The sequence below is a fragment of the Microbacterium azadirachtae genome (assembly GCF_000956545.1).
GTDB classification, from domain to species: Bacteria; Actinomycetota; Actinomycetes; order Actinomycetales; family Microbacteriaceae; genus Microbacterium; species Microbacterium azadirachtae.
Window position 1 is genome coordinate 1 of sequence record NZ_JYIT01000069.1, and the last position, 26,489, is coordinate 26,489.

Sequence of the window (26,489 nt, forward strand, 5' to 3'; positions counted from 1 at the left end):
GCGGGGGTGGGAGGCGCGCAGCGGGGCATGGCCGACCACGGACTCCCAGGGCACGGTGCCGCGCACCCTGGTGGTGAGCGCGTCCCGGGACTCGCGGGCCTTCGCCACCGGCAGGCGCAGGGCGAAGCGGGTGAGCGCGGGCATCGCGCGCGTCACGTCGACGGACACGAGGTTCGTGACGGCGAGGTCGGAGGGGAACTCCTGCACCGTGGCGACCACCTTGTTCCACACGATCGCGTGCTTCGCGCCGTGGTCCTCGAACTGCTTGCGCAGCTCGCGGGCGGTGTACAGCGGGTTGTGCTCGACGACGACGGCGCCGAGCCGGAGCACGGCGTAGAACGCGACGATGTGCTGGGGGCAGTTCGGCAGCACGATGGCGACCGGATCCCCCGCCTTGACCCCGAGCGCCGCAAGGCCGGCGGCCGCGCGATCGATCGCCTGCTGCAGGTCGCGGTACGACGTCGTGCGGCCGAAGAACTGCAGGGCCGCCGCGTCCGGGTAGTCGTGTGCCGACGCCTCGACGATGTCGACGAGGGATCCGGAGACCTCCGCGAGGTCCTCCGGCACCCCCTCGGCGTAGCTGGCGGTCCAGGGACGGGGAGGAACGAACGTCGTCACGTGCTCAGCCTATGCCGCGTCGCCGATCGCACGGGCACGCCCCCGAGGGTTGCCCCCACTGCGCCGCCCGGGGATGCCGTCATCGCCGTTGCTGCTCGCTTCCGGACAGCTTTTGCGCGAGCGCGATCGGGACGATCGAGACGACGACCAGCACGACGGCGATCACCGAGACGATGGGCGCCTGGTTCGGCCGCGCGACGTTGTCGATGATGAACATCGGCAGGGTGCGCACCCCGGATCCGGCGGTGAAGGTCGTCACGACGATCTCGTCGAAGGACAGGGCGAAGGCGAGCAGCCCGCCGGTGAGCAGCGCCGAGCGGAGCTGCGGGAACGTGACCAGGCGGAACGTCGTCCAGATCCCGGCGCCGAGGTCGCTCGACGCCTCCTCGAGGGAGGTGCCCATGCGCCGCAGGCGTGCCACGGCGTTGTTGAACACCGTGACGATGCAGAACGTCGTGTGCGCGATGATGACCGTCCAGATCGAGAGCGGGACGCCGAGGATCGTGCGGAACAGGTTGTTCAGCGCGATGCCGGTGATGATGCCGGGAAGCGCGATCGGCAGGATGACGAGCAGGTTGACGGTGTTCCGCCCGAAGAACGCGAACCGCTGCAGCGCGAACGAGAGCATGGTCCCCAGCGCCAGAGCGAGAAGCGAGGAGATCAGCGCGACCAGCGCGCTCGTGCCGACCGCCTCGAGCGCGCCGTCGCTGCGGAACGCCCTGCCCCACCACTCCAGGGTGAACCCGGGCGGGGGCCAGGTGAGCGACGCCGAGGTCGAGAACGAGTTGACGAGGACCACCAGGAGCGGCACGTAGACGACCGCGAGGATGACCGCGGTGATGATGCCCAGGGTGACCCTGGTGCCGAGGGAGATGCGCACGAGGCCTCCTACAGGTTGTCCAGGGCGCCGGTGCGGCGCACGAGGAACAGGTAGCCGAAGATGATGACGATGGGGATCAGCGCGATCGCCGCGGCGAGCGGGAGGTTGTTCGCCGCACCGATGTCCTGGTAGACGAGCGTTCCGAGCATCTGGGCGCCGCCGCCGACGATGCCGATCGTGATGTAGTCGCCGAGGGAGAGCGAGAAGCTGAAGATGGTGCCGGCGATGATGGCGGGGAGCGCCATCGGCCACACCACCAGGCGCAGGGTGGCCCAGCTGCGCCCGCCGAGGTCGCCGGAGGCTTCGAGCAGCGAGCTGGGCACGCGCTCCAGTCCCGCGTAGATCGGCAGGATGACGTAGGGCAGCCACAGATAGGACAGCGTGATGATCGTCGCGGCGATCCCGTATCCGGGGGTGTGACCGCCGAGCGGGCGCAGCAGCCACTCGAGGATGCCGTCGCTGGACAGCACCGACCGCCAGGCGAACGCCTTGACGAGGTAGGAGGCCCACAGCGGCGTCAGCACCAGCACGACCAGCACGCGCTGCAGGGCGGGGGAGGCCACCATCGCCATGAAGTAGGCGATCGGCAGGGCGAGCGCCACGTCGATCACGGTGACGGCCAGGGCGATCCCGACCGTGCGCAGAGTGATGCCCTGGTAGAACGCGTCGGTCACGACCGTCACGATGTTGTCTGCCGTGAACTCGGTGCGGATCTGGCCCGTGTACGTGTCCGTCGTCCAGAACGCCGTGACCAGCAGCAGCGCGAGGGCCACGACGTAGACCGCGGCGAGCCAGAACAGCGGGGCGGACAGCAGGAGGGCGAGGCGGGCGCGCGGATGCGTGGACAGGTAGGCGGATCCGCGGCGCGATGGCGTGCGGCGCGGGGACGGGACGGCCGGCCGCGGCGTCTTCGCCGGTGCGATGGCGCTCATGAGGAGTCCTTTCGGGGACCGGGCCCGGTCGTCCGGAGCGCGGGCCCCGGACGACCGGATCGGATCAGTTGCGGATCTGCTGCCAGGCCGTCGTCCACCCGGCGTAATCGATGCACTTCACATCCGTGCGACCGTCCAGGCACTTCGCGATCGGCGTCGTCCAGTACCAGATCTTCTTCGCGTACTCGGCGTCGCCCGCGTGGTATGAGGCGCAGTCATCGCGGAAGTCGCAGGCCTTCTCGCTGGAGGGGGCCTCGCCGAAGAACGCGGTGGCCTGGGCATTGGCCTTCGGGCTGGAGATGTAGTCCAGCCACGCGTAGGCGCAGTTCGGGTTCTTCGCCTTGGACGAGATCATCCAGGTGTCGCTCCAGCCGGTCGCGCCCTCGTCGGGCAGCACCACGGCCGTCTTGCCGCCTTCGCCCTCGAGCGTGTTCTGGATCACCTGCCACGTGGTGCCTGCGACGCTGTCACCGGACTGGAACGACTGCACCTCCTTGAGGTAGTCGCCCCAGTACTCGCTGATGTTCGGGCGCTGCTCCTTGAGCAGCGACACGGCGGCGTCGAACTGCTTCTGATCGAGCGCATAGGGGTTCGTGATCTTCAGCTCGGGCTTGTGCGCCATGAGATAGACCGCCGCATCGGCGATGTAGATAGGGGAGTCGTAGGCGGTGATCTTGCCCCTGTGGTCCGAGGCCTTGTCGAACACGACGTCCCAGGAGGTCGGCGCGGTGGGGAACGCCTCGGTGTTGTACATCAGCAGGTTGGCGCCGTACCCGTGCGGCACGCCGTAGTGCTTGCCGTCGACGGTGTTCCAGGCGCGGTCCTTGAGGAACGGGAAGATGCCGTCGTAGTTCTTCAGGAGCTTCGTGTTCACCTCGACCACGTCGCCCGAGGCGATGAGGCGGAGCGAGGCGTCGCCCGATGCCGACACCACGTCGTAGTCGCCGGTCTTCATGAGGTTGAGCGCCTCGTCGGATGTCCCGAAGGTCTTCGCCTCGACCTTGCACCCGGTGCTCTTCGTGAACTCCGAGACCCAGTCGACCTTCGGGTCGTTCGAGCCGTCCTCGACGTAGCCGGGCCAGGCGAGGATCTTGACCGCGCCCTCGTTCTTGCCCAGTTTGTCGACGGGACCGGTGCCGCCACCGCCGGACGAGCCGGCGGTGCCGCAGCCGGTGAGGGCGGCGAGCACGACCGTGGTCAGGCCGAGGGCCGCGAGGGCCGGGAGGGCGTTCTTGCGCATGGGATACTCCTTCGTTCTTCTGCGTTCGCGGGTGCGAGGGGCGGTCAGCGGATGCCGGCCGTACGGATGGTGCGGGAGGGGGTGTCGTTCTGCTCGGCCAGGGGCGCGTCGCCCAGCGGGACGACGTCGGCGTCGCGCCACGAGACGAACACGCGGTCCCCGTGGTCGCCGTGCGCGTGCCCGCCGATGTTCTGCTGGAGCACCGTGACGCGCGGTCCCTCATCGAGGTCGACGACCAGCCGCACCCCCGAGCCCAGGTAGATCGCCTCGGCGACCACACCTGCGGCCGATCGGCGGCCGGCCTCGTCGGAGGGGGCCGCGGCGACCAGGAGCTTCTCCGGACGCAGCGAGTGGTTGCCCTGGCGGCCGAGCACGCGTGCGCTGGTCGCGTCGTCGAACAGGTTCGAGGTGCCCACGAAGTCGGCCACGAAGCGGGACACCGGGCGCTCGTAGAGCTCGAACGGCGTGCCCAGCTGCTCGATGCGGCCGGCGCTGAACACCGCGATGCGGTCGGACAGGGTCAGCGCCTCCTCCTGATCGTGCGTGACGAAGATGAACGTGATGCCCAGATCGCGCTGGATCTGCTTCAGCTCGACCTGCATCTGCTCGCGCAGCTTCAGATCCAGCGCGCCCAGCGGCTCGTCCAGCAGCAGCACCTTGGGCTCGACCACCGTGGCGCGGGCCAGCGCGACGCGCTGACGCTGCCCGCCGGAAAGCTGACTCGGCTTGCGGTCCGCGACATGCTCGAGCCGGACGCTCGCGAGCGCCCTGCGCGCGCGCTCGCGGCGTTCCCTCTTGCCGACCCCGCGCACACGCAGCCCGTAGGCCACGTTGTCGAGCACCGTCATGTGCGGGAACAGCGCATAGTCCTGGAAGACCGTGTTCACGTCGCGGTCGAACGGCGGCGTGCGCGTGACGTCCTCCCCGAACAACTCCACCGTGCCGGCGGTCGGCTGCTCGAAGCCGGCGATGAGGCGCAGCACCGTGGTCTTGCCGGAGCCGGACGGCCCGAGCATGGAGAAGAACTCTCCCTCTGCGATCTCCAGATCCACGCCGTCGACGGCGGTGACGGATCCGAAGGCGCGGGTGAGTCCGCTGAGTCTGATCGCGACGGGCTTGTCGGTCATCACATCCCCTTCGATGCGAGGACTAATCCTCTGTTACTAGATGTTTGGAATCATATGGGAACAGAGGATTTTGTCAACACGCGTGTTACCGTCGTGTCACGGCCTCGAGAGGAGAGCGGCGTGGCACAGGTGTCGGCAGGCGTGGACCCCGCGCGGTCCGCCGTCTTCGCGCCCCTGTCCGACGTCGGCCGCGCCGAGCTCGTCGAGCGGCGACTGCAGGACGCGATCACGTCCGGCGTGCTGCACGACGGCGAGCGGCTGCCCAGTGAGTCGCAGCTCGGCCGCCGCCTCGGCGTCGCCGTCGTGACCGCACGCGAGGCGCTCGAGGCGCTGCGCGACGCCGGCCTCATCCAGACCCGCCGCGGACGCGACGGCGGCAGCTTCGTCACCTTCGATCCCGAGACGGCGCGTCGCTTCACGGACGAGCGGATCCGCGCGCTGAGCCGGGTCGAGCTGCGCGACGCCTCGACGCACTACTCGGCGATCGCGGGCATGGCGGCCGAGCTCGCCGCCGACCGGGCGGGCGAGGAGGACGTGCGCGGTCTCCGCGAGCTCGTCGAGCAGGAGGACCTGTCCAGCGAGGGCGGGGCGCGGCGCGCCGTCGCCCGGTTCCAGCTCGAGGTGGCCGCGCTCAGCCAGTCGCCGCGGCTGGTGCGGGAGGAGCTGCGCCTGCAGTCCGAGATCGGATCCCTGATCTGGCTGGGTCTGCGCGAGCCCGACAACCGCGCGCACAGCCGTGCCGCCCGGGTCGCCCAGCTGGACGCGATCGGCGCCGCCGACACCGAGGCCGCCCGTGCCGTCGCGGTGCGGCGGATCGCCGCAGGCGTCGAGTGGCTCCTGGACGAGAAGTCACGGCTGGAGGTGGCGGCGGAGTCCGCGGAGCAGTCCGCGCCGTCGCCGCGCTGACGCGCCCCTACACACCCGACCCGACCCACGGAACCCGACACACAGAAGGAGCGGGAGATGACCGGCACCGTCGCCGAGCATGATGAGCGCATCGCCGCGCGGATCGAGAGCACGTTCGCGCCGCTGTTCGCGCTCGTGGACACGTGGCGCCGCGGGGTCGAGGAGGAGTTCCGCTCCTTCGCGGCCCTGGGCGTCGCCCCCGCCGCCGCGACGCTGGATCCGTTCATGGACGCCTTGGCGCGTCCCGCGCTGACCGTTCCGGCCGGACTCGTGACCGGAGCCGGTTTCGTCGCGACGCCGGGCGTGCTCGCCGACGCGCCGTGGCACCTGGCCTGGTGGCTGCGCGAGATCCACGGCCTCGACAGAGGCGATCGCGGCAGCGTGCGCCGCCTGGACACGGTCGACGATCCCGACTCCGACCAGTTCCGCGACTACCGGCAGCTGGAGTGGTGGCGGGTGCCGGAGCGCACCGGCGAGCGGCACGTGACAGGGCCCTACGTCGACTACCTCTGCACGGACGACTACACGGTCACGGTGACGGCGCCGGTCGAGCAGGCGGGGAGGATGGTCGGGGTCGTCGGCATCGACGTGCACGTATCCCGGCTGGAGCGCGCGATCCTGCCGATCCTGCGCGACGTCACCGGGACCGGCACGGTCGTGAACGCCTCAGGACGCGTGGTCGCATCGAGCGATTCGCACCGGGTGACCGGCACGCTATTGCGCGGCGACGAGGTCCGGCAGGCGCTCGACGCGCTGCGCGCCGATGGTGCGGTCGGCGCCGTCGCCGGCGGCACCAGGGCGGTGCCGTGCGGCGGTACGACGCTCGTGCTCGTGCTGCAGGACTGATCGTCGCGGCCGCCGGCCGGCAGGGGGCTCGCCACCCGCTGGCTAGACTGTCCAGGTGTCTGAAATCACCCCTGATCTCGTGCGCCACCTCGGCGTGCTCGCGCGCATCCAGCTTTCCGATGACGAGGTGACGAAGCTGACCGGTCAGCTCGACGCCATCGTCGACAACATCGCCAAGGTGTCCGAGGTCGCGACCCCCGACGTCGTCGCCACGAGCCACCCGATCGCGATGCACAATGTCTTCCGCGAGGACGTCGTGGGCCAGACCCTCACGACCGCGCAGGCGCTGCAGAACGCGCCCGACGCGGACGGCGACCGCTTCCGCGTCACCGCGATCCTGGGGGAGGAGCAGTGAGCGAGATCATCCGCTGGACCGCCGCCGAGCTCGGCGCCAAGCTCGCGGCCGGAGAGGTGTCGAGCGTCGAGGCGACCCAGGCGCACCTCGACCGCATCGCCGCCGTCGACGGCGACGTGCACGCCTTCCTCCACGTCAACGAGCACGCGCTCGACGCCGCCGCGGAGGTGGATCGCCGCCGCGCCGGGGGCGAGCAGCTCGGCGAACTCGCGGGCGTCCCGCTGGCCATCAAGGACGTGCTCGTCACCACCGACCAGCCCTCCACGAGCGGATCCCGGATCCTCGAGGGGTATCGGTCGCCGTTCGATGCCACGGTGGTCGCCCGCGCCCGGGCGGCGGGCCTGGTCGGCATCGGCAAGACCAACATGGACGAGTTCGCGATGGGATCCTCCACGGAGTTCTCCGCCTACGGCGCCACCCACAACCCGTGGGACCTCGACCGGATCCCGGGCGGCTCGGGCGGCGGCTCGGCCGCTGCGGTGGCCGCGTTCGAGGCGCCGATCGCCCTCGGCTCGGACACCGGCGGCTCGATCCGTCAGCCGGCGCACGTCACCGGCACCGTGGGCATCAAGCCCACCTACGGCGGTGTGAGCCGCTACGGCGCGATCGCCCTCGCGTCCAGCCTCGACCAGGTCGGGCCGGTGTCGCGCACCGTCCTCGACGCCGGTCTGCTCCACGACGTCATCGGAGGGCACGACCCCAAGGACTCGACGTCGCTTCCCGACGCCTGGCCGTCGTTCGCGGCGGCCGCGCGCGAGGGCGCGACCGGGCAGGTGCTCAAGGGGCTGAAGGTCGGCGTCGTGAAGGAGCTGCCGGACTCGGGCTTCCAGGCGGGAGTCGCCGCATCCTTCCACGCCGCGCTGAAGCTCATGGAGGCGCAGGGCGCCGAGATCGTGGAGATCTCCGCCCCGCACTTCGAGTACGGCGTCGCCGCCTACTATCTGATCCTCCCGGCCGAGGCCTCGAGCAACCTGGCGAAGTTCGACTCTGTCCGGTTCGGCCTGCGCGTCACGCCCGACGGCGGCGGCACGGTCGAGGACGTCATGTCGCTCACCCGCGAGGTCGGCTTCGGGCCCGAGGTCAAGCGCCGCATCATCCTCGGCACCTACGCCCTCTCGGCCGGGTACTACGACGCGTACTACGGCAGCGCGCAGAAGGTGCGCACCCTCATCCAGCAGGACTTCGACGCGGCGTTCGCGCAGGTCGACGTCATCGCCACGCCGTCCGCCCCGACCACCGCGTTCAAGCTCGGCGAGAAGATCGGCGATCCGCTGCAGATGTACCTGAACGACCTGACCACGATCCCGGCCAACCTCGCCGGCGTGCCGGGGATCTCGATCCCGTCGGGCCTGGCCGAGGAGGACGGGCTGCCGGTCGGCATCCAGTTCCTGGCCCCCGCCCGCGAGGATGCCCGTCTGTACCGCGTCGGCGCGGCCCTCGAGACTCTGCTCGTCGACGCGTGGGGCGGGCCGCTGCTCGACCGCGCACCCCTGCTGGGAGGAACCCGCTGATGTCCGCCGTGAAGCTCATGGACTACGACAAGGCGCTCGAGCTCTTCGAGCCCGTGCTCGGCTTCGAGGTGCACGTCGAGCTCAACACCGAGACCAAGATGTTCTCGGACGCCCCGAACCCGGCGAACGAGCGCAACCACGACGCCGAGCCGAACACGCTCATCGCGCCGGTGGATCTGGGCCTCCCGGGATCCCTGCCGGTCGTGAACGAGACGGCCGTGCGCTCCTCGATCAGCCTGGGGCTCGCGCTCGGCTGCTCGATCGCGGAGTCGTGCCGGTTCGCGCGGAAGAACTACTTCTACCCGGACCTGGGCAAGAACTACCAGATCTCGCAGTACGACGAGCCGATCGCGTTCGAGGGCTCGGTCGAGGTCGAGCTCGAGGACGGAACGCTCGTGACGATCCCCATCGAGCGCGCGCACATGGAGGAGGACGCGGGCAAGCTCACCCACCTCGGCGGCGCGACCGGCCGGATCCAGGGCGCGGAGTACTCGCTCGTCGACTACAACCGCGCCGGGGTGCCGCTCGTCGAGATCGTCACCAAGCCGATCTTCGGGGCCGAGCACCGCGCCCCCGAGATCGCGAAGGCGTACGTCGCGACGATCCGCGACATCGTGCGCGGACTGGGGATCTCCGAGGCGCGGCTCGAGCGCGGAAACCTGCGCTGCGACGCGAACGTCTCGCTCCGCCCCCGCGGCCAGGAGAAGCTCGGCACCCGCACCGAGACCAAGAACGTGAACTCGATGCGCTCCGTGGAGCGCGCGGTGCGCTACGAGATCCAGCGGCAGGCGGCGATCCTCGCCGACGGCGGCAGCATCACGCAGGAGACGCGGCACTGGCACGAGGACACCGGCACCACGTCACCGGGACGTCCGAAGTCGGATGCGGACGACTACCGGTACTTCCCGGAGCCCGACCTGCTTCCGGTCCAGCCGGCCCGCGAGCTGGTCGAGGCGCTGCGCGCGGAGCTGCCGGAGCAGCCGGTCGCGCGGCGGCGCCGCCTGAAGGCGGACTGGGGCTTCGGCGACATCGAGTTCCAGGGCGTCGTGAACGCCGGGCTGCTCGATGAGGTCGAGGCGACCATCGCCGCGGGAACCTCGCCGGATGCGGCGCGCAAGTGGTGGACCGGCGAGATCAGCCGCATCGCGAACGCGGCGGAGCGGGACGCGGCATCGCTGATCAGCCCGGAGAACGTGGCCGCGCTGCAGAAGCTCGTCGATGCCGGAACGCTGACCGACAAGCTGGCCCGCCAGGTGCTGGAGGGCGTCATCGCGGGCGAGGGCGCTCCGCAGGAGGTCGTGGACGCGCGCGGACTCGCCGTGGTCTCCGACGACGGCGCGCTCATCGCCGCGATCGACGAGGCTCTCGCCGCGCAGCCCGATGTGCTCGCCAAGATCCAGGACGGCAAGGTGCAGGCGGCCGGTGCCGTGATCGGCGCGGTGATGAAGGCGATGAAGGGTCAGGCGGACGCCGCCCGCGTGCGCGAGCTCATCCTCGAGCGCGCTGCGCAGTAGGTCCCCGAGATTCTCTGAGAGCCGAGGCCGCCGACGCGATGTCGGCGGCCTCGGCGAGAATGGTGACATGGGAAGAGGCGACGGATCCGGGCGGATCGTCTCCGCTCCGGACGCCGACGACAGCGGCACCGGGATCCTGCACGTCGACATGGACGCGTTCTATGCCGCGGTCGAGGTCCTGCACGATCCGTCGCTGCGTGGGCTTCCCCTGATCATCGGGGCTCCGGACGGGCGTTCGGTGGTCTCCAGCGCCTCGTACGAGGCGCGACGCTACGGCGTGCGCTCGGCGATGCCCGTGTCGCAGGCGATCCGCCTGTGCCCGACCGCGAGGATCGTCCCGCCCGACTTCACGAAGTACCGCGACGCCTCGCAGAAGGTGATGACCATCTTCGAAGAGGTCACCCCGCTGGTCGAGCCGCTCTCCATCGACGAGGCGTTCCTCGACGTGCGCGGCGTGCGCCGTCTCTGGGGCAGTCCGGGGACCATCGGCGCGATGATCCGCCGCCGGGTGCACGAGGAGGTCGGCATCACATGCAGCGTGGGCGTCGCGGCGACGAAGCACGTGGCGAAGATGGCGTCGACCATGGCCAAGCCCGACGGCCTGCTGGTGGTCGCGGAGGCCGACACCCTCGACTTCCTGGCCGCCAAACCGGTGCGCGCCATGTGGGGCGTCGGTCCGAAGACGGCCGAGACCCTCGAGTCGCGCGGCATCCGGCTGATCCGCGACATCCTCGCGACCCCGCCCTCCGCGCTCGAGCGCGCCGTCGGTCCCGCCCTCGCCCAGCGTCTGCGCGAGCTCGCCGCCGGACGCGACCCGCGCGGTGTCGAGACCAGCCGGGTGGAGAAGAGCGTCGGCCACGAGGAGACCTTCGACGTCGACGTCGTCGACCGCGAAGCCCTGCGCTCGGAGCTGCTGCGGCTCGCTGACCGCGTCGCCGCTCGCCTGCGGCGCGCCGGCTGGGAGGCGGGCACGGTGGCGATCAAGGTCCGGTTCTCCGACTTCACCACGATCAGCCGTTCCCAGACGCTGCCCGAGGCGACGTCTGTGGGGCAGCGGATCGGCGAGGTCGCGCGCACGCTCTTCGACGCGATCGATCGTCGTGACCCGGTGCGGCTCGTCGGCGTGCGGGCCGAGCGCCTCTCGGACGCCGGAGGCGCGCTCGGGCTGTGGGACGACGATGCGGAGTGGCGACGGGTCGAGGATGCGCTCGACAGCGCCCAGGCGCGGTTCGGCACCGGCACCGTCACGCGCGCCAGGCACCTCGGTGCCCGCCCCGGACGCGGATCCGCCCCGCATCCGCGTGCGCACGGCCTGGACTGACGATCCGCTCGGCCGGAGGCCCGGTGGTCGCCGTCGTCAGGGTGGGCTAGCGTGGACCCATGCCGCACATCGCACTCGAGCTTGGCAAGAACTCCGCGTCCTTCGGCGTCAAGAGCGCCTATGGCGAGACCCAGGAGGTGGACGGCGCGCAGTTCACCCCGGTGGCGCTCACCGTCTCCGGCTTCGGAGGGGGCGAAGGCGGTGCCGAGGGCGCCGGCGAGGGTGAAGGCGGCGGCGGGGGCGGGCTCGCGATCCCGCTCGGCGTGTACGTGCGGCGCGAAGAGGGCCTGCGGTTCGAGCCGAACCTCGTCTCGCTGATCGCGGTGGCCGTGCCTTTCGTCTGGGTCGCCGGTCGAGCGATCTCCCGCATCATCCGTGCCCTCAAGAAGTGACGACCCGGTCGCGCGGGCGCTGACGCAGGCGGTCGCCCGGATCGCCGATGCCGTGCGCGCCGTGCAGGCGTCGAACCCGGTCGTGCTCATCGACGGACGCAGCGGTGCCGGCAAGTCGACGCTGGCGCGACTCGTGGCCGTGCAGTGGCCGCTGCGCACCGAGCCGCAGCTGATCGCGCTGGACTCGATCTACCCCGGATGGGACGGACTGGACGCCGGCGTCGAGCGCGCCTACGACCAGATCCTGCACCCGCACGGTCGTGGGATCGTCGGCACGTGGCAGCGTTACGACTGGGAGGCGGGGGAGTACGCGGAGAGCCATGCCGTCGACCCCGCGCGCGGCGTGATCCTCGAGGGCTGCGGCGCGCTGACCCCGCGGACCGCACGGGTCGCCGACGTCCGCGTGTGGGTGGAGTCACCCGAGGGCAGTCGTAAGCGCCGTGCGCTGGACCGGGACGGCGACGTCTTCCGTCCGCACTGGGACCGCTGGGCGCTGCAGGAGACCGTGCACCAGCGCCGGGACGATCCGATCGGCCACGCGACGCTGGTGGTCTCGATCCCGTAGCCGGGCTGCTCAGCCGTCGGACGCGTCGTCGAGCGCGTCCGCAGCCTCGACGAGCACGTCCAGGCGATAGCCCAGCCACTCGTAGACGCCGAGACGCGGGTCCTCGGGATCCGGTGCGAGCTGGTTCTCGATGCCGAGCCGGGACGCGATGACGAGCCGCAGCGCGGCGAGCGTCCGCAACCAGGCATCGACATCGGCGTCGCGGATGACGAGCTCCTCCGGCATCGGCGCGTGATCGTCCGAGGCCGCCTCGAGACCGTCGCGCACGACGCGCGCATCCGCGGCACGGCGGTCCAGCAGGTCGGCGCTGGTCGCCTCGGCGAACTCCGCGGACGCTTCGGGGTCCTGCGGGTAGACGGACGGCGTCAGGCGATCCAGCGCGGAGTCCTGGCCGATCTCGGTGTCGCGGAGCAGCTCGAGGAACTGGTCCACGAGCTCGGCGAGCTGCTGCGCCTCGATCGCCTGCATCGGCACGCGGATCCCGGATCCCGCCATGTCGCTCACTCCCCGGCCCTGCGCACGGTCGCCCACAGTCCGTAGTCGTGCATCGCCTGGGCATGCACCTCCATGGTCTCGCGCGGGCCGGTGGCGACGACGGCGTGCCCCTCGTTGTGCACCGCCAGCATGAGGCGCGTGGCGCGGTCCCTGGGGTATCCGAAGTAGGTGCGGAACACCCGCACCACGTAGCTCATCAGGTTGACCGGATCGTCCCACACCACCAGCTCCCAGGGCACGGCGGGAGCGGCCTGCAGATCGAGCCGCTCGCCGACCGCGGGCGTGCTCAGCGGCGAGCTCATGCCCACCCCAGCTCGTGCAGCTGCTCGTCGTCGATGCCGTAGTAGTGCGCGATCTCGTGCACGAGGGTGGTGTGCACCTCGGTGCGGAGCTCGTCCTCGTCGGCGCACTGCGCGAGATGCGGCTCGCGGTACACGATGATCCGATCCGGCAGCTCGCCCATCCCGTAGTTGCCGCGCTCGGTGACCGCGAGGCCGTCGTACAGTCCGAGCAGATCGAGCGATCCGTCGTCGGGGCGATCCTCGACCACGAACACGAGGTTCTCCAGGCCGTCGACCATGTCGTCGGGAAGACGGTCGAGCTCATCCGCCACGAGTCCCTCGAACTGCTCCGGATCCATCGTCATGCCGCCGCGCACATCGATCGTCATGTGCACGCGTCGGCCCAGTTCGTCGAGACCGAGACGGCGCTCGGTGTCGATCAGCCCGCGGTAGAAAGCGAGGTCGGGGGAGTCGCTCTCGATGAAGCCCAGGGAGGCGTAGAACGGCGCGTTCCAGGGGATGTCGGCGAAGGTGCGCAGCGTCACGGTGTCGTGGCCGCGCTCGGAGGCCTCGTCCAGGGCCGCTTCGACGAGCTCTCGTCCGTGTCCGCGACGTCCGTGGGCGGGCAGCACGGAGAGCTGCTCCAGGTGCGCGATGCCGTCGTGCTCGAGCACGTGCACGAAGCCGATCGCGGGGCCGCCCTCGTGCTCGGCGACCACGAGGACGAAGCCGGGCTCGGCGGCCCGGTCGTGTCCGGAGGGGGCGTCCTGGCCGAGGGCGGAGCCGAAGCGCTCGGCGAACACGACGTCGGCCTCGTCCTCGATCCGGGCGAGCTCAGCGAGGTCGGCGTCGGTCGCGGTGCGCACGAAGGAGGCCATGTCTCGATGCTAGCCGCCGGAGCCCGGTCGCCGGCGCGATCAGGAGAGCGCCCGGGCGCCGCGCGCGTGCGCACTTGGTCCTGAGAAGGGCATCGGTCTTGGATCTTCTCGCAGGTCCGCACGCGCCCCACGCTGAGGGGATGGACCTGAGCTTCCTGATGACGTCGATCGCGATCACCGCGACACCCGGGGCGGGGGCCCTGTTCACGATCGCCGCGGGGATCTCGCGCGGTGCCCGCGCCGGAATGCTCGCGGCGATCGGCTGCACGCTCGGCATCGTGCCGCACCTCGTCCTGGCGCTGACCGGCGTCGCGGTGGTCGTCTCGACCAATCGGGCGCTGTTCGAGGCACTTCGGTGGCTGGGCGTCGGCTACATGCTCTATCTGGCCTGGGCGATGTGGCGGGACGAGCGGGGCTTCGCCGCCGGGGAGGGATCCGACCCGCCCCGCGCGACGCGGGTGATCCGCGAGGCAGTGCTCCTCAACCTGCTCAATCCCAAGCTCACGATCTTCTTCTTCGTCTTCCTGCCGATGTTCGTCGGGGGCTCCGCGCCTGCGGCCACGCTGCAGCTGGCCGGCCTGGGGGCGGCGTTCATGATGATCACGCTCGTCATCTTCGGCGTGTACGGGGTCGCTGCGGCGCGGCTCGGGCGTTTCGTCACGGCGCGTCCGAGGATCAATCGTCTTCTCGGTCGCGGGTTCGCTGTGACGTTCGTCGTGCTCGCGGCACTCCTCGCGATCGCCCCGCATTGACGGGAATCGCCCGCACTGCGGCAAGGAGGCGCGCCTCCCATCAGAGCAGGCGTCCGATCGTGGCGATGGCGGAAGCGAGACGCGCCTCCGAATGCGGACCGTAGCCGATCACGAGCCCCGGGGCGCCGGGGGTCGACCGGTAGGCCGACAGCGGCGTGATGTGGATCCCCGCGGCGGCGGCCCGTTCCGCGAGAGCCGCGTCGTCGACGCGATCGGGCAGCAGGACCAGCAGATGCAGGCCGGCGGCGATCCCTTCGATCCGTGCACGGGGCAGGTGCTCCCTGACGGCGGCGACCGCCGCGTCGCGACGCTCCCTGTGCCGCCGTCGGAGGCGCCGGATCTGGCGTTCCAGGGCACCCGAGCGGATGAGGTCGGCGAGGGCCAGCTGGGGCAGCGCTGGTGATCCGAGATCCGTGGCCCAGCGTCTGCGCACGAGGTCCGCGTGCCACGCTTCCGGGGCGACCAGCCATCCGATCCGCAGTGCCGGCGCGAGCACTTTGGAGAGGCTCGACACGTGCAGGATCCGATCCGGGGCCGCCGAGTGCAGAGCGGCGACCGGCGTCCGGTCGTAGCGGTACTCGGAGTCGTAGTCGTCCTCGACGATGATGCCGTCTCTCTGCTCCGCCCAGGCGACGAGGTCGCGGCGGCGCGCCGCCGCGAGCACCGCGCCGGTCGGGAACTGATGCGCCGGCGTCGTGAGCACGGCGCGGGCGTCCGTCGCGGCGAGCGCGGCGACGTCGATGCCCTCGCCGTCGACCGGCACCGGCTCCAGGCGGTCCAGCCAGTAGTCGAGGATCCGCCGGTTCCCGTCGGCGCCCGGATCCTCGATCGCGCACGTCGAGACGCCGTGTGCGCGCATCACCTGGGCGATGAGGCTGAGCGCGCCGGTGACGCCTGCGGTGACGATGATGCGCTCGGGGGCGACGGAGACTCCTCGGCTGCGGGCGAGCCATCCGGACAGCTGCTTCCGCAGTTCCGGCGCCCCCTGCGGGTCGGCGTATCCGAGTTCGCGGGAGGTCGCGGTCGCGAGCACGCGCCGCTCGGCCTGCAGCCAAGCCGAGCGGGGGAAGGCGCTCAGGTCGGGAACGCCTTCGGAGAGATGCAGCACCAGGGTGGGGTCGGGCGTGTCGCTCGCCCTTGGAGAGGGGACCGGCCGCGTCACGACCTCGGCGATCCTCGTGCCGGCGCCCCGGTTCGTGACGAGCAGGCCCTCCTCGGTGAGCCGGCGGTACGCCTCGACCACCACGCCGCGGGAGAAGGCCAGCTCTTCGGCGAGTTCGCGGCTCGGAGGCACACGCGTCCCTGCGCCGAGCGTGCCGTCGGAGATCGCCGTGCGCAGCTGCGCGGTGAGCCAGGCCGTCCGGCCGCGCGCCGGCGCGGTCGAGGGCTGGAGGCGGAGGAAATCGGAGCCGGTCATCTGCCACGGATCCTATCCGCAGACGACGAAGAGGCCCGGATCCATGGGGATCCGGGCCTCTTCCTCTGGGTGGCTAACGGGGCTTGAACCCGCGACCCCCGCGACCACAACGCGGTGCTCTACCAACTGAGCTATAGCCACCATGTGCCTGCCGGAGCGGGCAACCTGACCAGTGTATTACAGGTTCGGAGCGAACTCTGACACGACGGCGTCCGAGGCGCTCTGCGCCTCCTCGCTGGACGGGCCGGGCTGGTCCACGAACACCGCGCGACGGTAGTACTCGAGCTCGCGGATCGACTCGAGGATGTCGGCGAGAGCGCGGTGTCCGCCGTCCTTCGTCGGGGCGTGGAAGAACACCCGCGGGTACCACCGGCGGGAGAGCTCCTTGATGCTGGAGACGTCGACGTTCCGGTAGTGCAGGTACTGGTCCACGTCGGGCATGTACTTCGCGAGGAACATCCGATCGGTGCCGATCGTGTTGCCCGCGAGCGGCGCCTTGCGCTCCTGCGGCACGAACCGCTGGATGTACGCCAGAGTCTGGGCCTGCGCCTCGGCGAGGGTGACCCCCTGGGGGATCTCCTCGTAGAGCCCCGAGGTGCGATGCATGTTCGTGACGAACTCGCCCATCTGGTCCAGAGCCGCGTCACTGGCGCGGATGACCACCTGGAACCCCGGATCGACCAGGCGAAGCTCGAAGTCGGTGATCACGACGGCGATCTCGACGAGCTCGTCGATCGCGAGATCGAGCCCCGTCATCTCGCAGTCGATCCAGACCAGCCGATCGTTCTCGGACGAAGAAACCATGCCGCCATCCTACTGACGTCGGCAATGGCTCCCTCGGCGTGGTCCCCCAGGCACGATTCGAACGTGCGACCGGCGACTTAGAAGGTCGATGCTCTTCCGCTGAGCTACTGGGGGTCGTCGTTCAGCATATCCGGACCCATGGATCGGGGCTCTCTCAGGGTCTCCGAGATCAGGTACTTCCGGGTCCTGGCGCGCTTCGCCGTGCGCCGCCGATGGCAGTTCGCGCAGACGACCTCGCACTTGGCCATCTCCGCGGCGATCGTCGCCCAGGAACGCGTGGATGCAGTGATCGCCCGGGCGATCTCGAACCGCTTTGCGAACTCCGGCAGATGGTCGAACTCGAGCACGACGGGATCATTGATGCCGCAGTCGACGCAGGGGTGAGCGAGAAGATACTGGATCATGAGCTCGAAGTTGCGGGCACGGTGCTGCGCCTGCATCTCGTACTGTTTCGCACCCTTGCTGGGCATGAGCGGCCCCCTCCGTCATCGACCGCCACGCTAGCGAGGAGGTCCGACGTTCGCCGGGGGAGAGGTCAGCCCCGCGCGGAGCGACGTCCGATGCGCGCGGCGATCACGTCGACGATCAGCCAGCGGACGGCGCCCGCCGTCGCGAGGGCCCAGATCGCGGAGCCGAGCACGTCCGTCGGGAAGTGCAGGCCGTCGCTGACGACGGCGAGCCCGACGATCACGCCGGCGACCACGCCGAGCGCCACGGGCAGCCACGCGAAGCGGGTTCCGCGCAGCAGGAACCAGAAGGCGATCGCGAGGGCGACGACGTAGGCGGTGTGCCCGCTGGGGAAGGACCCGTCGGTCTGCAGCGGGGAGAACGGGTGGGCCAGCAGGGCGGCGTCCGGCCGAGGCCGGTCGACGAGGATCTTGATCGCGGCGACCGGCAGCCAGGCGAACGCGACGGTGAGTCCGAAGAGGATCGCTGTGCGCAGCGAGCGGGATACCGCCCAGACGAGAGCGGCGATGACGAGGGTGATCGCTACGGCGGGAACCGGTTCGATCCCGCGGTAGACCGCATTGCTCACGGCGCCCCACCAGCCGGTGTGCGTCTGGTTCAGAGCGACGACCACGCCCTGGTCCGCCTGGGTCGCCTTCATGACGAACCCGAGGGCGATGACAGCGATGGCGCCGACGATCGCGGTCACCACGAGCGGGATCGGGCGTGAGGTCGGGCGCTCGATCCCGGTGAGCGGGCGGGTGCGCGTGCGTCGAAGCTCGGTCATTGGTACTCCCTCATCGCGGTCCTCGCGATGGCGGCATCGGAGGCGGGCGTCGCGCCTGTGCGCGTGCGCCCGGACCTATGTTCCGATGCGTTGTCTAAGGATTGGCCAAGAACCGGCCGCCGGCTAGAACCGCAGGGCCGCCACGGCGTCGTCGGCGCTCCAGAAATCGCCGACGATGCGGAACAGCCCCGAGGGCAGGTGGAGCCGCTCGGCGCGATAGCGCACACCCAGGTCGTGCGGGACGATCCGCAGATGGCCCCGGATCGTGCCGCGGGAGTCGACCACTCGCCAGAGCCGCTCGCCGGCGGGCTGCAGGGTCTCGACGGCGCGTGCGAGGACGGGCGTCGCCCAGCGGATGGTGGGTGCAGGGGTCGTGTTCGTGGTCATGGTGCCTCCTTCACCTTCGAACATACGGACGGCCACCGACATTCGGCCGCGGAAGGCGCTCGGCGTGCGAATGCGTGCGCCCAGGAGTCCCTACACTGTGCTGGTGACTGTGACCGTGTGGCTTTCGCTGGTCGTCGCGTGCCTGGTGATCAGCCTCACTCCGGGTGCGGGCGCCATCAACACGATGACCAACTCCCTGAACGAGGGATGGCGTCGTTCCATCTGGGGCATCGTGGGGCAGCAGCTGGCCCTCGTCGTGCATGTCGCGATCGTGGCCGCGGGAGTCGGCCTGCTGGTCGCGCGCGTCCCCTGGCTGTTCGAGACGATCCGCTATCTCGGTGCCGCATACCTGGTCTATCTGGGGATCCGGCTGATCGTGGCCCGCGTCCCGGACACGGTCGAGGAACCCGGTCTGGAGCGGTCTCCCGAAGGCCGCTGGCCGATGCTTCGGCGCGGCTTCTGGGTGAACCTGCTCAACCCGAAGGCGATCGTGTTCTTCCTCGCGTTCGTGCCGCAGTTCATCCGCCTCGATCGCGACCCCTGGCCCCAGTACCTGATCCTCATCGGCACGACTGTGGTGATCGACGTCGTCGTGATGTGGTTCGTCTTCGCCGCGACCGCTCAGACCTTCCGGCGGCTCACATCGAGCCGCACCGGTCAGCGCACGCTCAACACCGTCTTCGGCGCTCTGTTCATCGCGGTCGCGGCACTGCTGCTGTTCGTGCACTGAAGCGGCGTTCCGCGGCGGCGTCGCCCTCGCCCTCCACAACCGGGCGATGCCGCCCGTCGCGCACCGATTGCGCGATGACGTCATCGTGGGCTCCCCGCCCGCGTCACGATCTCTGCAGGACCGGAGCCGGCGCGGGCTCCGCGCGAGCAGAGGAGAACGATCATGGCCGACACCATCACTGTCGTGGGGAACATCGCCACGGTGCCGGAGCGTCGCAGCACGGCGACCGGCATCCCCGCGCTGAGCTTTCGGATGGCGACCAACCACCGGCGTCCTGACGGCAACGGGGGATGGGTGGACGCCAGTACGAACTGGTTCGAGATCAGGGCCTACCGGGCTCTCGCCGAGAACGCGGCCGTGTCGCTGACCAAGGGCGACGCCGTCATCGTCGTCGGCCGGCTGCGGCTGCGCGAATGGGAGGGCAAGGAGGGCAGACGCGGCATGAGCGTGGAGATCGAGGCGGACAGCATCGGCCCGGATCTGCGCCGAGGGCGCGGGGTCTTCCATCGCACGATCGCGGCGGCGCCCGGCGCCCCGGCGGATGCGGGTCCGCCCCAGCCTGCGGCGGCGCCGGACGCGGAGACGCCCGGCGACGGATGGGCGACGCCCGGCGAGGACCCGACTCCGTTCTGACATTCCCGGTCGACGTCGTCGGTCATGGTGTCTGCGCGCAGAACCGGGCCCCGGCGAGGCCGGGACCCGATTCCGTGGTGACGACGGATCAGCCGAGCCGGATCAGCTGAACTGGTTCATGGTGTTGTCCTTGCCGCCCGCCTTCAGGGCGGCTGCGCCGGCGAAGTACTCCTTGTGGTTGTCGCCGATGTCGCTGCCCGCCATGTTCTGGTGCTTGACCGTCGCGATGCCCTCGCGGATCTCCCGGCGCTGCACTTCGCGGACGTAGGTGAGCATCCCCTCGTCGCCGAAGTAGCCCCTCGCCAGGCTGTCGGTGGACAGCGCCGCGGTGTGGTACGTCGGCAGGGTGATGAGGTGATGGAAGATCCCGGCGCGTGCTGAGCCGTCGCGCTGGAAGGTTCGGATCTTCTCGTCGGCGAGGCGCGCGAGCTCCGTGCCGTCGTATTCGACGCTCATCAGGTTACCGCGGTCGTACGCCGTCACGTCGGCGCCCTGCTCGGCGAGCTGGTCGAAGACCTGCTGGCGGAAGTTGAGCGTCCAGTTGAACGACGGGCTGTTGTTGTAGACGAGCTTGGCGTTCGGCACCACCTCGCGGATGCGGTCGACCATGCCGGCGATCTGCTCGACGTGCGGCTTCTCGGTCTCGATCCAGAGCAGGTCGGCGCCGTGCCGCAGCGACGTGATGCAGTCCAGCACGCAGCGGTCCTCACCGGTGCCGGGACGGAACTGGTAGAGGTTGCTGGCGAGGCGCTTCGGGCGCAGCAGGCGGCCCTCGCGGCGGATGACCACGTCGCCGTCGCTCAGGTCCGCCTCACCGATCTCCTCGACATCGAGGAACGCGTTGTACTGGTCGCCCAGGTCACCCGGCTCCGACGAGACGGCGAGCTTCTGCGTCAGCCCCGCGCCGAGAGAGTCGGTGCGCGCGACGATGACGCCGTTGTCGACACCGAGCTCGAGGAAGGCGTAGCGGACGGCGTTGATCTTCGCGAGGAAGTCGTCATGCGGCACCGTGACCTTGCCGTCCTGGTGGCCGCACTGCTTCTCATCCGAGACCTGATTCTCGATCTGGATCGCGCACGCGCCCGCCTCGATCATCTTCTTCGCGAGCAGGTACGTAGCCTCGGGGTTGCCGAAGCCGGCGTCGATGTCGGCGATGATCGGCACGACATGGGTCTCGTAGTCGTCGATCTGGGTCTGGATGAACTCGACCGCGGTCTCGTCGCCGGCGGCGCGTGCGGCGTCGAGCTTCGTGAACAGCAGATCGAGCTCACGGGCGTCGGCCTGGCGCAGGAACGTGTAGAGCTCCTCGATGAGCGCGGGGACCGAGGTCTTCTCGTGCATCGACTGGTCCGGGAGAGGTCCGAACTCCGAGCGGAGCGCCGCGACCATCCAGCCCGAGAGGTACAGGTACCGCTTGTTGGTGCTCTTGAGGTGCTTCTTGATCGAGATGAGCTTCTGCTGACCGATGAAGCCGTGCCAGACGCCGAGGGACTGCGTGTAGACGGATGAGTCCGCGTCGTACTCGTCCATGTCGCGACGCATGATGTCGGCGGTGTAGCGGGCGATCTCGAGACCGGTCGTGAAGCGGTTCTGCGCACGCATCCGGGCGACGTACTCGGGGTTGATCGCATCCCAGCTGGAGCCGTGCTGCTTCTTGAGGGCCTCGACGGCCTCGACGTCGTTCTGGAACGCGGTCATGGTGATTCCTCCGTGTGATGGTGGGCCGACGGGAGCGGCTGTGCGGTGGTTGGTTCCACCATGCCTAAGGAGTCGTGGGTCCTTCGAACATTCCAGAGGTGAAGATTCGCCAGAATTCTGTGATCCGCAAGTCACAGGTCGCCACCATAGACTCGGGGCGTGCCCAGACGTCCGTCGATCGCCGCGCTGAGGACGACCGTCGTCGTCCTCGCCCTGACCCTGGCGATCCCGCTCGCGGGGTGCGCCCCGATCGGGCAGGCGCCGACGAGCACGACGGGTCCCCCCGCGACGACCGGCTCGACGCAGGGCCCGGCGACGGCCTCGCCGGCGCCGACGCTGCTGCCCGGCGGAACCGCGGACGACAACCTCCCGCTGTTCCGGGCGGTGACCGCGCAGGTCTGGAGCTCGGATCAGCGCGCCTCGGGCCGGGCGTACATCGACGCGCTGGTCGCGGCGGGCTTCGATCGCAGCGCCATGCAGTTGACGGAGGATCACTCGACGGTCGGCAACCCGGCGGAGAGCTTCCAGTTCTCCGTGCGCTGGGGCGATGCGGAATGCCTCGTCGGCCAGGTCGGGCCCTCCACGGGGGATCCGGTCACGGCCGTGCTCCCGCAGCTCGACGCGGGCGCATGCCTCATCGGAAAGACCGCGCCCGTCGGACCCTAGTCGCCCCGGGTAGGCTGGAGTGTCGATCCCGAGGCTGCGAGCCTCCTGGCCCGCAGTCGTCCGCCTGGTCACCACGATCGTCGTCATCACGACAGAAGGAGCGCCCTCGTGGCCGAATACATCTACTCCATGGTCCGCGCCCGGAAGGCGGTGGGCGACAAGCTCATCCTCGACGACGTCACGATGGCGTTCCTCCCCGGTGCCAAGATCGGCATGGTCGGTCCGAACGGCGCGGGCAAGTCCACGATCCTCAAGATCATGGCCGGCCTCGACACGCCTTCGAACGGAGAGGCCAAGCTGACGCCGGGCTTCTCCGTGGGAATCCTCATGCAGGAGCCCGAGCTCGACGAGACCAAGACCGTTCTGGAGAACATCCAGGAGGGCGTGGCGATCAAGGCCAAGGTCGACCGCTTCAACGAGATCTCGGCGCAGATGGCCGACCCGGACGCGGACTTCGACGCGCTGCTCGCCGAGATGGGCGTGCTGCAGGAGGAGATCGACGCCGCCGACGGCTGGGACCTCGACTCCCAGCTCGAGCAGGCCATGGACGCGCTGCGCACGCCGCCCGCCGACGCCTCGGTGACGAACCTCTCCGGTGGTGAGAAGCGCCGCGTCGCGCTCGCGAAGCTGCTGCTGCAGAAGCCCGATCTGCTCCTGCTCGACGAGCCCACCAACCACCTCGATGCCGAGAGCGTGCTGTGGCTCGAGAAGCACCTGCAGGCCTACAAGGGCGCGGTGATCGCGATCACCCACGACCGGTACTTCCTCGACAACATGGCCGAGTGGATCGCCGAGGTCGACCGCGGCCGCCTCATCGGCTACGAGGGCAACTACTCCACCTATCTGGAGAAGAAGGCCGAGCGTCTCGACATCCAGGGGAAGAAGGACGCGAAGCTCGCCAAGCGTCTCAAGGACGAGCTCGAGTGGGTGCGTTCGAGCGCCAAGGGCCGTCAGACCAAGTCGAAGGCGCGCCTCGCCCGCTACGAGGAGATGGCGGCGGAGGCGGAGCGGACGCGGAAGCTCGACTTCGAGGAGATCACGATCCCCGCGGGTCCGCGCTTGGGCAGCGTCGTGATCGAGGCGAAGAACCTGAAGAAGGGCTTCGAGGGGCGTTCGCTCATCGACGGCCTCAGCTTCAGCCTGCCGCCGAACGGCATCGTCGGCGTGATCGGCCCGAACGGCGTCGGAAAGACCACGCTGTTCAAGACGATCGTGGGGCTCGAGCCGCTCGACGGTGGCGACCTGAAGGTCGGCGAGACGGTCAAGATCAGCTACGTCGACCAGTCCCGCGCCAACATCGACCCGGACAAGACCCTGTGGGAGGTCGTCTCCGACGGCCTGGACATCATGATGGTCGGCAAGACCGAGATCCCGTCCCGCGCCTACGTCTCGAAGTTCGGGTTCAAGGGCCCGGACCAGCAGAAGAAGGCCGGCGTGCTGTCCGGTGGTGAGCGCAACCGCCTGAACCTCGCACTGACCCTCAAGGAGGGCGGCAACCTGCTGCTCCTCGACGAGCCCACCAACGACCTCGACGTCGAGACCCTGAGCTCGCTGGAGAACGCGCTGCTCGAGTTCCCCGGGTGCGCCGTGGTCATCACGCACGACCGGTGGTTCCTGGACCGGATCGCGACCCACATCCTGGCCTACGAGGGCACCGACGAGAACCCCGACCAGTGGTACTGGTTCGAGGGCAACTTCGAGGCCTACGAGAAGAACAAGATCGAGCGTCTCGGACCGGATGCGGCCAACCCGCATCGCTCCACGCACCGCAGGCTCACGCGTGACTGACGACGCCACGGGCGCCGCGGCGTCCGCCCGCTCTGCCGACGCGGCGGCTCCGGAGGGGGCCGCCGCGGGGGAGCGCCTGCACATCCCGATCCAGCTGCGCTGGGGCGACCTCGACGCGTTCAACCACGTCAACAACACCTCGATGCTCAAGCTGCTCGAGGAGGCGCGCGTGCGCGCGTTCTGGCGTCCCGGCGAGGGCGAGCACGGACCCAGCACCGCGGTGCTGGACTCCGGCATCGACGCCGGCGCGCTGACGCTCGTCGCACGGCAGGAGATCGAGTACTTCGCCCCCGTGCCCTATCAGAGGCACCCGCTCGAGGTGCAGATGTGGTTCGGCAAGATCGGCGGATCCAGCGTCGAGGTCTGCTACGAGGTCTTCAACGACCCGTCTTTCGAGGAGCGGGTGCTCTACGCGCGCTCGACCGCGGTGATCGTGCTCGTCGACGCCGCGAGCGGGCGGCCGACGAGGATCAGCCAGGAGATGCGGGACGCGTGGGCACCGTACGTCGGCGCGCCTCTCACCTACACGCACCGCTGAGCGGTCCGCGGGAGCCTCACGCCTCCGGCACGCGGATGGTGATCTCCTGCGCGACGCTGGCCACCAGCGCGCCCTCGCGGGTATAGATCCGTCCGCGAGCGAGCCCGCGTCCTCCGCGCGCGTTCGGCGAGTCCTGCACGTACAGCAGCCACTCGTCGACACGGCCGGGGCGGTGCCACCACATGGCATGGTCCAGGCTCGCGACCTTCAGCCCGGGGGTGGACCAGCTCAGCCCGTGCGCACGGAGGATGGACTCCTGGATCGACATGTCGCTGAGGTACGCCAGTGCCGCGCGGTGCAGCGCAGGATCGTCCGGGAAAGGTGCACGCAGGCGCATCCACACCGCCTGCTGCGCGATCCGCTCCGGGCCGGCGTCGAGGAAGAGCGGCCCCTCGACATGGCGCATGTCCACGGGACGCTCGGTCAGCATGCGCCTGGACAGCGGGTGGATGCCGGCGGAGAGCTCTTCGTCCGTGCGCAGGGTCTCGGGGTCCGGGATGTCGGCGGGCATCGGCTCGGCGTGCTCGATCCCCGGGTTCTCGTCCTGGAAGGAGGCGATCATCGAGAAGATGGGCACGCCGTTCTGGTACGCCTGCGAGCGCCGCGTGGAGAAGGAGCGACCGTCGTGGATCCGGTCCACCGCGAAGGTCAGGCCCTGCGAGGCGTCGCCCGCGCGCAGGAAGTAGCCGTGCATCGAGTGCGGGACTCGCCCCTCGGGCATGGTCCGCTCGGCGGCGATGATCGACTGGCCGAGCACCTGGCCGCCGTAGATCCGCCCGGTGGGCATCGGATGCGAGGCGCCGGTGAAGATGTCCTCGGTGGTGCGGGCGTCGGTGGAGCCGAGATCGAGGATCCCGAGCAGCATGTCGACCGAGCGCCGGGCGTCCTCATCCGAAGCCATGGGGTCCTCTCCGCCGCGGTCACGGGGCGGGGCTGCCGCGGGCCGATTGATAGTTTAGAGGGCGTGACCACGCCCCTGATCCTCGCCGACCCCGAGACCGCGCGCGACGCGCTCACCTTCGTCGCCCGCGCAGCGCGAGCCGGTGACGAGGGGGTGCGCCTGCAGGCCGACGGCGGCATCCTGGCGATGACGGCGGCGGCCCTTGCGCCGCAGAGCCTGTTCGATGCGACTCCGACGATCCTCGCGATGCGGATCGTGCGGGCTGATCCCGAGCTGCGCTGCGACATCGTGATCGACGAGCTCACGGCCACCGACGACGCCCGGGCCCTCGCGCTGCCCGATACGGGACGCAGCCCGGCGTGGGCCGGCGTCGCGCCGCCGCGCGGCGGATGGGCGCCGTCCGGCACTCTCGGCGCCGACGTGATCGCGCAGCGCGCGCAGTGGGGGATCTCGGCAGTCGCCCACGGATCGCCGGCGGGGGCGGGGGAGGATGCGGTGCGCTCCCTCCGGGCAGCGATCTGGGGCGAGCCGGACGAGGACCTTCTGGGCCTGCCCCGCGGCATCGCCTTCGCCGCACACGCGTTCGGCTTCATCTCCGGGGCGGAGCTGGTGCCGGTCACGACCTCGGGACGCTGGACCCGCCTCGCCTTCGCGCGCGGGCACGTGCTCAGCCGCGGCCCCGCCGCGGTCGGCCTGACCGCGGTGAGGTCGACGGGCACGGCAGGCTGAATCCGGTCGCCCGGGGAGTCCTCAACCGCGGGCCCGGCGGAGCTCGGCCGTGTACTCGTGCTCCGGCGAGGAGCCGTCGTCCCAGACCGGGCGGACGAGATCGTCGAGACTCACGCCGAAGGCGGCGGAGAGCTTCAGCCACGTCTTCAGGTCGCCGTAGTGCCGGCCCTGCGAGAGGTTGATCAGCGTCTGCCGGCTCACCCCCGAGCGTTCGGCGAGCTGGTCGAACGTGAGGGTGGACGCGTGCCGCGCCCGGTTGAACGCCACGCGGAGCTGATCCAGATCAGGCTCGGGCGGCGTAGGGGGCACGCTTCCAGTCGACCGGGACCACGCTGATCAGTCAGCAAAGGA

The 26,489-nt window shown here is 70.1% G+C and carries 31 protein-coding genes, 2 tRNA genes and 1 pseudogene; 15 read left to right on the forward strand and 19 right to left on the reverse strand.

Translation table 11 applies throughout. The annotated features are described in order from the left end of the window. The 5 genes from RL72_RS06640 to RL72_RS06660 form a co-directional block, all read right to left on the reverse strand. Positions 1–618: AMP-binding protein (locus tag RL72_RS06640; RefSeq protein ID WP_045250042.1), on the reverse strand; the 618-nt coding region annotated here is incomplete at its 3' end. 79 nt (positions 619–697) lie between these two features. Then, complete coding sequence (locus RL72_RS06645) at positions 698–1,498, reverse strand: ABC transporter permease (RefSeq protein WP_045250043.1); 801 nt, start codon at positions 1,496–1,498, stop codon at positions 698–700. 8 nt (positions 1,499–1,506) lie between these two features. Then, entirely contained in the window at positions 1,507–2,430 is a 924-nt protein-coding gene (locus tag RL72_RS06650) for an ABC transporter permease (RefSeq protein WP_082072193.1), read from the reverse strand. Positions 2,431–2,494: 64 nt separating this feature from the next. Next, the gene (locus RL72_RS06655; RefSeq protein WP_045250044.1) at positions 2,495–3,670 is read right to left on the reverse strand and encodes an ABC transporter substrate-binding protein; all 1,176 of its coding nucleotides are present in this window, start codon (positions 3,668–3,670) and stop codon (positions 2,495–2,497) included. Positions 3,671–3,714: 44 nt separating this feature from the next. Beyond that, on the reverse strand, positions 3,715–4,797 hold the full coding sequence (locus tag RL72_RS06660; protein ID WP_052674232.1) for an ABC transporter ATP-binding protein: 1,083 nt from the start codon (positions 4,795–4,797) through the stop codon (positions 3,715–3,717). A gap of 120 nt (positions 4,798–4,917) precedes the next feature. Here RL72_RS06660 and RL72_RS06665 point away from each other — a divergent pair, with 120 nt between their 5' ends. From RL72_RS06665 to RL72_RS06700, 8 genes are all read left to right on the forward strand, one after another. Beyond that, positions 4,918–5,703, forward strand: coding sequence for a FadR/GntR family transcriptional regulator (locus RL72_RS06665; RefSeq protein WP_045250046.1), 786 nt, complete (start codon positions 4,918–4,920; stop codon positions 5,701–5,703). Positions 5,704–5,760: 57 nt separating this feature from the next. Next, positions 5,761–6,549, forward strand: coding sequence for a cache domain-containing protein (locus tag RL72_RS06670; RefSeq protein ID WP_052674233.1), 789 nt, complete (start codon positions 5,761–5,763; stop codon positions 6,547–6,549). 55 nt (positions 6,550–6,604) lie between these two features. Then, positions 6,605–6,904 (forward strand): Asp-tRNA(Asn)/Glu-tRNA(Gln) amidotransferase subunit GatC, encoded by a 300-nt coding sequence (gene gatC / locus RL72_RS06675; RefSeq protein ID WP_045250047.1) that lies wholly within the window; start codon positions 6,605–6,607, stop codon positions 6,902–6,904. Continuing rightward, the gene (gene gatA, locus RL72_RS06680; protein ID WP_045250048.1) at positions 6,901–8,415 is read left to right on the forward strand and encodes an Asp-tRNA(Asn)/Glu-tRNA(Gln) amidotransferase subunit GatA; all 1,515 of its coding nucleotides are present in this window, start codon (positions 6,901–6,903) and stop codon (positions 8,413–8,415) included. Before gatC ends, gatA begins: the two co-directional genes overlap by 4 nt. Next, on the forward strand, positions 8,415–9,929 hold the full coding sequence (gene gatB, locus RL72_RS06685) for an Asp-tRNA(Asn)/Glu-tRNA(Gln) amidotransferase subunit GatB (RefSeq protein WP_045250049.1): 1,515 nt from the start codon (positions 8,415–8,417) through the stop codon (positions 9,927–9,929). The genes gatA and gatB overlap by 1 nt, the downstream gene beginning before the upstream one ends. Positions 9,930–9,996: 67 nt before the next feature. After that, positions 9,997–11,250: a DNA polymerase IV gene (gene dinB, locus RL72_RS06690; RefSeq protein ID WP_045250050.1), complete on the forward strand. Its 1,254-nt coding sequence runs from the start codon at positions 9,997–9,999 to the stop codon at positions 11,248–11,250. A 59-nt stretch (positions 11,251–11,309) separates the two neighbouring features. After that, complete coding sequence (locus RL72_RS06695) at positions 11,310–11,642, forward strand: hypothetical protein (RefSeq protein ID WP_045250051.1); 333 nt, start codon at positions 11,310–11,312, stop codon at positions 11,640–11,642. Beyond that, positions 11,626–12,207 (forward strand): nucleoside/nucleotide kinase family protein, encoded by a 582-nt coding sequence (locus RL72_RS06700; RefSeq protein WP_052674234.1) that lies wholly within the window; start codon positions 11,626–11,628, stop codon positions 12,205–12,207. The genes RL72_RS06695 and RL72_RS06700 overlap by 17 nt, the downstream gene beginning before the upstream one ends. A 9-nt stretch (positions 12,208–12,216) precedes the next feature. Here the strand turns inward: RL72_RS06700 and RL72_RS06705 are convergent, their stop codons facing one another. From RL72_RS06705 to RL72_RS20425, 4 genes and pseudogenes are all read right to left on the reverse strand, one after another. After that, the gene (locus tag RL72_RS06705) at positions 12,217–12,702 is read right to left on the reverse strand and encodes a DUF2017 family protein (RefSeq protein ID WP_045250110.1); all 486 of its coding nucleotides are present in this window, start codon (positions 12,700–12,702) and stop codon (positions 12,217–12,219) included. A 5-nt stretch (positions 12,703–12,707) separates the two neighbouring features. Beyond that, a complete protein-coding gene (clpS, locus tag RL72_RS06710) occupies positions 12,708–13,004 on the reverse strand; it encodes an ATP-dependent Clp protease adapter ClpS (RefSeq protein ID WP_082072222.1) in 297 nt (98 codons plus the stop codon). Further along, complete coding sequence (locus RL72_RS20420; RefSeq protein WP_045250111.1) at positions 13,001–13,348, reverse strand: metallopeptidase family protein; 348 nt, start codon at positions 13,346–13,348, stop codon at positions 13,001–13,003. Before RL72_RS20420 ends, clpS begins: the two co-directional genes overlap by 4 nt. A gap of 111 nt (positions 13,349–13,459) precedes the next feature. After that, positions 13,460–13,861: pseudogene (locus tag RL72_RS20425) on the reverse strand (GNAT family N-acetyltransferase); the annotation flags it as partial. Positions 13,862–14,001: 140 nt separating this feature from the next. On the opposite strand from RL72_RS20425, the gene RL72_RS06720 reads away from it, so the two are divergent. Then, complete coding sequence (locus RL72_RS06720; RefSeq protein ID WP_045250053.1) at positions 14,002–14,613, forward strand: LysE family translocator; 612 nt, start codon at positions 14,002–14,004, stop codon at positions 14,611–14,613. Positions 14,614–14,653: 40 nt separating this feature from the next. On the opposite strand, the gene pdxR is transcribed toward RL72_RS06720, so the two are convergent. The 7 genes from pdxR to RL72_RS06755 form a co-directional block, all read right to left on the reverse strand. Next, positions 14,654–16,030, reverse strand: a complete 1,377-nt coding sequence (pdxR, locus tag RL72_RS06725) for a MocR-like pyridoxine biosynthesis transcription factor PdxR (RefSeq protein WP_045250054.1) — start codon at positions 16,028–16,030, stop codon at positions 14,654–14,656. 68 nt (positions 16,031–16,098) lie between these two features. After that, a tRNA-His gene (locus RL72_RS06730) sits at positions 16,099–16,171 on the reverse strand. A 36-nt stretch (positions 16,172–16,207) separates the two neighbouring features. After that, complete coding sequence (gene orn / locus RL72_RS06735; protein WP_045250055.1) at positions 16,208–16,834, reverse strand: oligoribonuclease; 627 nt, start codon at positions 16,832–16,834, stop codon at positions 16,208–16,210. Between the two features lie 39 nt (positions 16,835–16,873). Continuing rightward, positions 16,874–16,948 (reverse strand) — tRNA-Arg (locus RL72_RS06740). After that, positions 16,939–17,304, reverse strand: coding sequence for a hypothetical protein (locus RL72_RS19465; RefSeq protein ID WP_082072205.1), 366 nt, complete (start codon positions 17,302–17,304; stop codon positions 16,939–16,941). The genes RL72_RS06740 and RL72_RS19465 overlap by 10 nt, the downstream gene beginning before the upstream one ends. A 65-nt stretch (positions 17,305–17,369) precedes the next feature. Next, positions 17,370–18,068, reverse strand: a complete 699-nt coding sequence (locus RL72_RS06750) for a phosphatase PAP2 family protein (protein ID WP_052674236.1) — start codon at positions 18,066–18,068, stop codon at positions 17,370–17,372. 123 nt (positions 18,069–18,191) lie between these two features. Further along, positions 18,192–18,455 carry a hypothetical protein gene (locus RL72_RS06755; RefSeq protein ID WP_052674237.1) on the reverse strand — a complete coding sequence of 88 codons (264 nt, stop codon included), beginning with the start codon at positions 18,453–18,455 and terminating at the stop codon, positions 18,192–18,194. Between the two features lie 103 nt (positions 18,456–18,558). Between RL72_RS06755 and RL72_RS06760 the strand changes: the two genes are divergently transcribed. Further along, entirely contained in the window at positions 18,559–19,185 is a 627-nt protein-coding gene (locus RL72_RS06760) for a LysE family transporter (RefSeq protein ID WP_045250115.1), read from the forward strand. 162 nt (positions 19,186–19,347) lie between these two features. Next, positions 19,348–19,818: a single-stranded DNA-binding protein gene (locus RL72_RS06765; protein WP_045250056.1), complete on the forward strand. Its 471-nt coding sequence runs from the start codon at positions 19,348–19,350 to the stop codon at positions 19,816–19,818. Between the two features lie 102 nt (positions 19,819–19,920). Here the strand turns inward: RL72_RS06765 and RL72_RS06770 are convergent, their stop codons facing one another. Continuing rightward, positions 19,921–21,516 carry an isocitrate lyase gene (locus RL72_RS06770; protein ID WP_045250057.1) on the reverse strand — a complete coding sequence of 532 codons (1,596 nt, stop codon included), beginning with the start codon at positions 21,514–21,516 and terminating at the stop codon, positions 19,921–19,923. A gap of 159 nt (positions 21,517–21,675) precedes the next feature. On the opposite strand from RL72_RS06770, the gene RL72_RS20430 reads away from it, so the two are divergent. The 3 genes from RL72_RS20430 (at position 21,676) to RL72_RS06785 (ending at position 24,508) form a co-directional block, all read left to right on the forward strand. Continuing rightward, the gene (locus RL72_RS20430; RefSeq protein ID WP_248700403.1) at positions 21,676–22,182 is read left to right on the forward strand and encodes a DUF6993 domain-containing protein; all 507 of its coding nucleotides are present in this window, start codon (positions 21,676–21,678) and stop codon (positions 22,180–22,182) included. Positions 22,183–22,290: 108 nt separating this feature from the next. After that, on the forward strand, positions 22,291–23,970 hold the full coding sequence (gene ettA / locus RL72_RS06780; RefSeq protein WP_045250058.1) for an energy-dependent translational throttle protein EttA: 1,680 nt from the start codon (positions 22,291–22,293) through the stop codon (positions 23,968–23,970). Positions 23,971–24,046: 76 nt separating this feature from the next. Further along, positions 24,047–24,508: an acyl-CoA thioesterase gene (locus RL72_RS06785; protein ID WP_045250117.1), complete on the forward strand. Its 462-nt coding sequence runs from the start codon at positions 24,047–24,049 to the stop codon at positions 24,506–24,508. 16 nt (positions 24,509–24,524) lie between these two features. Here the strand turns inward: RL72_RS06785 and RL72_RS06790 are convergent, their stop codons facing one another. Beyond that, positions 24,525–25,409, reverse strand: a complete 885-nt coding sequence (locus RL72_RS06790; RefSeq protein WP_082072207.1) for an acyl-CoA thioesterase — start codon at positions 25,407–25,409, stop codon at positions 24,525–24,527. A gap of 63 nt (positions 25,410–25,472) precedes the next feature. Between RL72_RS06790 and RL72_RS06795 the strand changes: the two genes are divergently transcribed. Continuing rightward, a complete protein-coding gene (locus RL72_RS06795; RefSeq protein ID WP_045250059.1) occupies positions 25,473–26,138 on the forward strand; it encodes a DUF8185 domain-containing protein in 666 nt (221 codons plus the stop codon). A 21-nt stretch (positions 26,139–26,159) separates the two neighbouring features. Here RL72_RS06795 and RL72_RS06800 read toward each other — a convergent pair whose 3' ends face one another. Then, entirely contained in the window at positions 26,160–26,447 is a 288-nt protein-coding gene (locus RL72_RS06800; protein ID WP_045250060.1) for a helix-turn-helix transcriptional regulator, read from the reverse strand. Between the last annotated feature and the right edge of the window lie 42 nt (positions 26,448–26,489).

What these genes read in the sequence shown, in the direction of transcription:
- RL72_RS06650 (WP_082072193.1), bottom strand. Translation starts at nt 2,430, where the DNA reads ATGAGCGCCATCGCACCGGCGAAGACGCCGCGGCCGGCCGTCCCGTCC.
- RL72_RS06655 (WP_045250044.1), bottom strand. Translation starts at nt 3,670, where the DNA reads ATGCGCAAGAACGCCCTCCCGGCCCTCGCGGCCCTCGGCCTGACCACG.
- RL72_RS06660 (WP_052674232.1), bottom strand. Translation starts at nt 4,797, where the DNA reads ATGACCGACAAGCCCGTCGCGATCAGACTCAGCGGACTCACCCGCGCC.
- RL72_RS06670 (WP_052674233.1), top strand. Translation starts at nt 5,761, where the DNA reads ATGACCGGCACCGTCGCCGAGCATGATGAGCGCATCGCCGCGCGGATC.
- gatB (WP_045250049.1), top strand. Translation starts at nt 8,415, where the DNA reads ATGTCCGCCGTGAAGCTCATGGACTACGACAAGGCGCTCGAGCTCTTC.
- dinB (WP_045250050.1), top strand. Translation starts at nt 9,997, where the DNA reads ATGGGAAGAGGCGACGGATCCGGGCGGATCGTCTCCGCTCCGGACGCC.
- RL72_RS06695 (WP_045250051.1), top strand. Translation starts at nt 11,310, where the DNA reads ATGCCGCACATCGCACTCGAGCTTGGCAAGAACTCCGCGTCCTTCGGC.
- RL72_RS06705 (WP_045250110.1), bottom strand. Translation starts at nt 12,702, where the DNA reads ATGGCGGGATCCGGGATCCGCGTGCCGATGCAGGCGATCGAGGCGCAG.
- clpS (WP_082072222.1), bottom strand. Translation starts at nt 13,004, where the DNA reads ATGAGCTCGCCGCTGAGCACGCCCGCGGTCGGCGAGCGGCTCGATCTG.
- RL72_RS20420 (WP_045250111.1), bottom strand. Translation starts at nt 13,348, where the DNA reads ATGACGATGGATCCGGAGCAGTTCGAGGGACTCGTGGCGGATGAGCTC.
- RL72_RS06720 (WP_045250053.1), top strand. Translation starts at nt 14,002, where the DNA reads ATGGACCTGAGCTTCCTGATGACGTCGATCGCGATCACCGCGACACCC.
- pdxR (WP_045250054.1), bottom strand. Translation starts at nt 16,030, where the DNA reads ATGACCGGCTCCGATTTCCTCCGCCTCCAGCCCTCGACCGCGCCGGCG.
- orn (WP_045250055.1), bottom strand. Translation starts at nt 16,834, where the DNA reads ATGGTTTCTTCGTCCGAGAACGATCGGCTGGTCTGGATCGACTGCGAG.
- RL72_RS19465 (WP_082072205.1), bottom strand. Translation starts at nt 17,304, where the DNA reads ATGCCCAGCAAGGGTGCGAAACAGTACGAGATGCAGGCGCAGCACCGT.
- RL72_RS06750 (WP_052674236.1), bottom strand. Translation starts at nt 18,068, where the DNA reads ATGACCGAGCTTCGACGCACGCGCACCCGCCCGCTCACCGGGATCGAG.
- RL72_RS06755 (WP_052674237.1), bottom strand. Translation starts at nt 18,455, where the DNA reads ATGACCACGAACACGACCCCTGCACCCACCATCCGCTGGGCGACGCCC.
- RL72_RS06765 (WP_045250056.1), top strand. Translation starts at nt 19,348, where the DNA reads ATGGCCGACACCATCACTGTCGTGGGGAACATCGCCACGGTGCCGGAG.
- RL72_RS06770 (WP_045250057.1), bottom strand. Translation starts at nt 21,516, where the DNA reads ATGACCGCGTTCCAGAACGACGTCGAGGCCGTCGAGGCCCTCAAGAAG.
- RL72_RS06790 (WP_082072207.1), bottom strand. Translation starts at nt 25,409, where the DNA reads ATGGCTTCGGATGAGGACGCCCGGCGCTCGGTCGACATGCTGCTCGGG.